This window comes from Robbsia andropogonis (genome assembly GCF_000970345.1).
GTDB classification, from domain to species: domain Bacteria; phylum Pseudomonadota; class Gammaproteobacteria; order Burkholderiales; family Burkholderiaceae; genus Robbsia; species Robbsia andropogonis.
This window is the reverse complement of the sequence record NZ_LAQU01000121.1, coordinates 1-2670: the sequence shown is the minus strand read 5'-3', so window position 1 is coordinate 2670 and position 2670 is coordinate 1. Positions and strand designations below refer to the sequence as shown.

Sequence of the window (2670 nt, the reverse complement as noted above, 5' to 3'; positions counted from 1 at the left end):
GTCCAAATAAAACTGCGCGACCAATCGCGGCGCACCCGCATCCATCGACTCCACGCGGAAGAAGCGGACATCCGGATGCCATACCGGTGCCTGATCCGCGCGGATGCGCACGTTGAACAGCTTTTCAATCAGGCCGAACAAGCCGCTCAGGACTTTCTGCTCGGGGAAATATTGCTTTACTTCATTCTCGGAAAACGCATATTGCCGTTGTCGCAGTTTTTCCGAGACGTAGGCTACGTCCCATGGCGCCAGATCGTCGATACCGACGTGGTCGCGGGCAAAACGTTGTAACGCGTTCCAATCAGCTTGCGCATACGGCCTGGCACGTTTAGCGATATCATCCAGAAAAGCGATGACCTGTGCTGGCGTATCGGCCATTTTCGGTGTCAATGACACTTCGGCATAATTTGACAGACCGAGAATGTGCGCTTCTTCCGCGCGCAACGTCAACTGCTCGCGCATATTGTCGGTGTTATCCCACTCTGCCTGCCCCTGCCCATATTCCGGCCCCAGCTCCGATGCCCTGGTAACGTAAGCGCGATATAGAATCTCACGCAAGGCGCGATTGTCCGCATATTGAATGACGGGGAAGTAAGAAGGGAAGTGCAATGTGAATTTCCACGCATTGCCGCCGGCAGCGTGCTTCGCGGATTCGGGATCGCGATCGGCGGCCTCCCGCGCTGCGTCGATTGCATCCTGAGGCAGGCCCGCCAGTTCGCTTAGATCATGCACCCAATGGGCGAACGTGTTGGTGGCATCCAGCACGTGATCCGAGAATTGTTTCGAAAGGCTTGCCTGCCGCTCCTGCAGTGCCGCAAAACGCGGCTTGCTGGCTTCCGGCAATTCCGCACCGGACAGGCGAAAGTCGCGCAGCGAATCGTCGAGGACCTTGCGTCGGATGGGCGTCAGTGCTGCGCCTTCGGCGGTATCGATCGCTTTGTACTTTTCGAAAAGGGCCAGATTCTGACCCACGCTCGCGTAGAATTCGGTGATGCGAGGGAGGTTTTCCGCATGGGTGGCACGCAGTGCGGGTGTATCGGCGACCGCGCTCAGGTGACCGACGACGCTCCATGCACGACCAAGTGGTTCGGTCCCTGCCTGCAACGCATCGATGACCGTTGCCCAGGTGGCGGGCGTGTCGGGCGCGATCGCCGCGTCCACGGCGGCGCGGGCATGTTCCAGCAATACGTCCAGCGCCGGGCTGACATGCTCGGCGCGTATATCGGCGAAACGGGGCAGGCCGGCGGTGCGGCCGAGTTCGATCAGCGGGTTGGGCTGGGCCGTATCGGCGTGAGCCGCTGGCGTGGTCGAGAGTGTCGAAGCAGCCATTTCCTTCTCCTTTCAGCAGTACCGCTGTGTGCCCGCGCGCCCGCTAAAAAAGATGCCGCGGGCGTTGGGTGGTGATCGAATTCAACTAGGCGGATTGTCTCAGAACGTGCCTTGCTTGCGTTCCGCGGCTTCGATCGTATTCACCAGCAACATGGTAATCGTCATTGGCCCAACGCCGCCCGGTACCGGTGTGATATGGCCGGCCACGGGAACGATGCCGGCGAAATCGACATCCCCGCATAATTTCCCCGCGTCGTCGCGGTTCATGCCCACGTCGATCACAGTCGCACCTGGCTTGACCATATCCGCTGTCAATACATTTCGGCGCCCGGTGGCGGCCACGACGATATCGGCGCGCTTCGTGTGCGCGGCGAGATTTCGGGTTTTGCTATGACAGACGGTGACGGTTGCGCCCGCTTCCAGCAGCATCATCGCCATCGGCTTGCCGACGATGTTGGATCGACCTATGACGACGGCTTCGGCACCCGAGAGCGGGATGTCATAGGCCTCGAACATCTTCATGACGCCATAGGGCGTGCACGGACGGAACAACGGCATGCCGGTCATCAGCGCACCGGCGTTGGCGACGTGAAAGCCGTCGACGTCCTTCTCGGGGGCAATCGCCTCGATGACTTTGTGACTGTCGATATGTGGCGGCAGCGGCAATTGCACGAGAATGCCGTCGATCGCGGTATCCTGATTCAGTTCGTCGATCAGTGCAAGAAGCGCCGCCTCGCTGAGATCCGCTGGCTGGTCGATCTTGCGCGAATACACGCCATATTCCTCGCAGGCCTTGACCTTGTTGCGAACGTAGACCTGGCTCGCCGGATTGTCACCGACCAGGACCACCGCGAGACCAGGTTGATGTCCTGCTGCGGTCAGGATGGCGGCGCGTTTTGCGACGTCGCCGCGAAGTTTCTTGGACAGGGCGTTGCCGTCGATCAGGGTGGCGGTCATGGATGGTTACGGTCAGTCAGAATAAAGACGGTGCGCGGTAGGTCCTGCCACGTTGCCACGTGATGCAATTACGGTCGGACAGGGGCGGCCATGAGACGTGCTCGGCATCGTGCCGGCCCCCTGTGCGGTATCCAAAAACAAATGAAGCCACACTGTCGCCAGCGCGGCTTCATCGGATTCGAACGGTCCGCCTGCAACGGCATCACCACGGCGAGACAGCAGGCTGCGCGGCGCGATACGGCCTCATTATATATCGCCGCAGCGCCGATCCACTCAGGGCTTGGCCGATAAGGCCAGACGCAACAGGTCGGCGACCGTGTTGACGTTCAGTTTCTCCATGATATTGGCGCGATGCGCCTCGACCGTCTTGATGCTGATGCCGAG

At 60.3% G+C, this 2670-nt stretch carries 3 protein-coding genes; all 3 read right to left on the bottom strand.

Going from position 1 to position 2670, the window contains the following annotated elements:
- Window positions 1-1329, bottom strand: a 1329-nt coding sequence (locus WM40_RS26310; RefSeq protein ID WP_046154527.1) for a M3 family metallopeptidase, incomplete at its 3' end; no start/stop codon positions are given.
- A gap of 99 nt (window positions 1330-1428) precedes the next feature.
- Window positions 1429-2286 (bottom strand): bifunctional methylenetetrahydrofolate dehydrogenase/methenyltetrahydrofolate cyclohydrolase FolD, encoded by an 858-nt coding sequence (gene folD / locus WM40_RS26305; protein ID WP_046154526.1) that lies wholly within the window; start codon window positions 2284-2286, stop codon window positions 1429-1431.
- Between the two features lie 273 nt (window positions 2287-2559).
- A partial coding sequence (locus WM40_RS26300) for a LuxR C-terminal-related transcriptional regulator (protein ID WP_046154525.1) occupies window positions 2560-2670 on the bottom strand: 111 nt, incomplete at its 5' end.